Origin of the sequence: Aquabacterium sp. UBA2148 (assembly GCF_002328915.1) — a bacterium.
GTDB lineage: Bacteria > Pseudomonadota > Gammaproteobacteria > Burkholderiales > Burkholderiaceae_C > Aquabacterium > Aquabacterium parvum.
Genome location: NZ_DCXA01000058.1, coordinates 7,036 through 9,618, shown reverse-complemented (window position 1 = coordinate 9,618; position 2,583 = coordinate 7,036). Strand labels below are relative to the sequence as shown.

General features: G+C 66.1%; 3 protein-coding genes. 1 reads left to right on the top strand and 2 read right to left on the bottom strand.

Annotated elements, in window-relative coordinates; all coding sequences use genetic code 11:
* Positions 1 to 298: SDR family NAD(P)-dependent oxidoreductase (locus tag B2W70_RS03295; RefSeq protein ID WP_286742822.1), on the bottom strand; the 298-nt coding region annotated here is incomplete at its 3' end.
* A 197-nt stretch (positions 299 to 495) separates the two neighbouring features.
* Between B2W70_RS03295 and B2W70_RS03290 the strand changes: the two genes are divergently transcribed.
* Complete coding sequence (locus B2W70_RS03290; RefSeq protein ID WP_286742819.1) at positions 496 to 1,650, top strand: acyl-CoA dehydrogenase family protein; 1,155 nt, start codon at positions 496 to 498, stop codon at positions 1,648 to 1,650.
* Between the two features lie 92 nt (positions 1,651 to 1,742).
* Here the strand turns inward: B2W70_RS03290 and B2W70_RS03285 are convergent, their stop codons facing one another.
* Positions 1,743 to 2,348: a PEP-CTERM sorting domain-containing protein gene (locus tag B2W70_RS03285; RefSeq protein WP_286742816.1), complete on the bottom strand. Its 606-nt coding sequence runs from the start codon at positions 2,346 to 2,348 to the stop codon at positions 1,743 to 1,745.
* Between the last annotated feature and the right edge of the window lie 235 nt (positions 2,349 to 2,583).

The following is a 2,583-nucleotide window of genomic DNA, read 5'->3' as shown; positions in this document are numbered from 1 at the left end:
ACAGGCCGTGGATGCGGCCGTGTTGCTCGACGATGGCAGCCACGGCGGCCTTGACCTGGTCCTCGTCGCGGATGTCGAAGGCGGAGGTGAAGACCTTGCCGCCGTCTTCGGTGATCTCGGCGGCGGTGCGCGCCAGTTTTTCTTCGTTGCGGCCGGTGATGACCACCGTGGCGCCCAGCGCGGCCAGCTCGTGCGCCGTGCAGCGCCCGATGCCCGAGCCGCCGCCCGTCACGATGTGGACCTGGTCCTTGAACAGACCGGGGCGGAAGATGCTGTCGTAGTGGGCTGGGGTGCTCATGGGTGGTGGTTGGCAGGTCAAGGAAGGTCAGCGTGGGCGCAGTGCACCCAGCTTGAACGATGGCTCGATTCTGTTCTCGAGTGACGTAAGCGTCAATCAATGACCATATAGGTAAACTACCGATGGAAGACGGCAAGGGGATTCCCTAGGCTGCTTGGCAACCCCGTCGCTCGACGTTCAGATCACCAGAGCCACCCATGACCCACCCCAGCTTCCCCACCTACTTCAACGAAACCCACGACATGGTCCGCGAGACCACGCGCCGCTTCGTGCAGCAGGAGATCCTGCCGCACATCGCCGAGTGGGAAGAGGCTGGCACCTTCCCGCGCGAGCTCTACCGCAAAGGCGGCGAGCTGGGCATCCTGGGCATCGGGCACCCCGAGCACCTGGGCGGCACCGCCGAGCACGACGTGTTCATGAAGGTGGCGGTCAGCGAAGAGCTCATGCGCAGCACCTCGGGCGGCCTGGTGGCCAGCCTGGGCTCGCTCGACATCGGCCTGCCGCCTGTGTGGCGTGGTGCCTCGCCCGAGGTGCAGCAGCGCGTCGTGCCCGCGGTGCTCAGCGGCGAGAAGATCATGGCCCTGGCCATCACCGAGCCCGGTGGCGGCTCCGACGTGGCCAACCTGCGCACCCGCGCCGTGCGCGATGGCGACCACTACGTCGTCAACGGCAGCAAGACCTTCATCACCTCGGGCGTGCGCGCCGACCACTACACGGTGGCCGTGCGCACCGGCGGCGAGGGCTACGGTGGCGTGTCGCTGCTGCTGATCGACAAGGGCACACCCGGCTTCAGCGTGGGCCGCAACCTGCAAAAAATGGGCTGGTGGGCGTCTGACACGGCCGAGCTGTTCTTCGAAGACTGCCGCGTGCCCGTGGGCAACCTCATCGGCCCCGAGAACGCCGGCTTCATGCTGATCATGGCCAACTTCCAGGCCGAGCGGCTGGCCCTGGCCGTCATGGCCTACATGACCGCGCAGATGGCGCTCGAAGCCTGCCTGGACTACGTCAAGGACCGCGTCACCTTCGGCAAGCCCCTGTCCAAGCACCAGGTCATCCGCCACAAGCTGGCCGAGATGGCCACGCAGGTGGACGTGGCCCGCGAGTACACCTTGCGCGTCGCCGCCCGCATGCAGGCCGGCAAGCCTGCGGTGCAGGAGGTGTCCATGGCCAAGAACTTCGCCACCGAGGTGTCCGACAAGGTCACCTACGAGGCGGTGCAGATCTTTGGCGGCATGGGCTACATGAGGGAGTCGGTGGTCGAGCGCCTGTACCGCGACAACCGCATCCTCGCGATCGGCGGCGGCACGCACGAGATCATGAACGAGATCATCGCCAAGCAGCTGAGCTTGTGAGGCATGAAAAAACCGCCTCCTGGTGACAGGGGCGGTTTGATCGGGGCGGCGACCGGCGGTGTCCGGGTCGTCCAGCAGCACTCAGCGAATTTTCAGCGCGCAGCCGACGCACGACGGCGGCGTGCCAGGCTCGCGACCAAACCCAAACCTGCCAGCGCGAGGGCCAGCGATTGCGGCTCGGGCACGGCCGTGGTGTTGATCAGCTTCTCGCTGCCACCCAAAGTCGGCAGGGCCTGCACATGCACACCAAAGCGGAACGCTCCGCTCTGGATGTCTGCCAGGGACACGCCACCCAGCAGGAACGACAGCGTTTCGCCGGCGTTGATGCCGTTGGTCATGGGCTTGGTGGCGGGCTTGAACTCCGCGTCGATGCTCCAGCCCAGGCTGGCGGGCAGGTTGGCGCCGCCGCCGGTGGTGTACAGCACGCCAGTGCCCTGGGTGCCGGCCAGTGAAACCGACTGCCCTGCGGCCAGGTCAAAGCTGATGCCGGTGATGACGGCCTGGTTGCCGACCGTGGCTGCGTTGCTGATGCTCAGGACGTTGTTCGACAAGCTCCAGCTGGCGATGCTGGTGCCTGCGGTGGTGCAGTCGTTGCTCAGGTTGACGCACTCGAAGCTCAAGGCATGGGCGCTTGCGCCGCCCAACGCCATGCAGGCAGCCAGAAACGACTTCAGGAGGGCAGGGCGCAAAGTGTTCATGGTGTTCGGGGCGTTTTGGGGTGTTTTGGGGTGTTTCAGGGCAACCAACTGAGGTGCCCTGGTGAATCTGCTTGCAGTTTAAGTCCGGCGCAACGGTTGGCCCATGCCGCAGATGAGGGATGACGCCCAGCCGTCCCTCAATGTCGGATTGGCCTTGACGCCAGCCAGGCCCCACCCGACACCAGCGCCAGCCCGGCCACCAGCCAGGGCGTGAGCGGCTCGTCGAGCAGGGGCA

What these genes read in the sequence shown, in the direction of transcription:
- B2W70_RS03290 (WP_286742819.1), top strand. Translation starts at nt 496, where the DNA reads ATGACCCACCCCAGCTTCCCCACCTACTTCAACGAAACCCACGACATG.
- B2W70_RS03285 (WP_286742816.1), bottom strand. Translation starts at nt 2,348, where the DNA reads ATGAACACTTTGCGCCCTGCCCTCCTGAAGTCGTTTCTGGCTGCCTGC.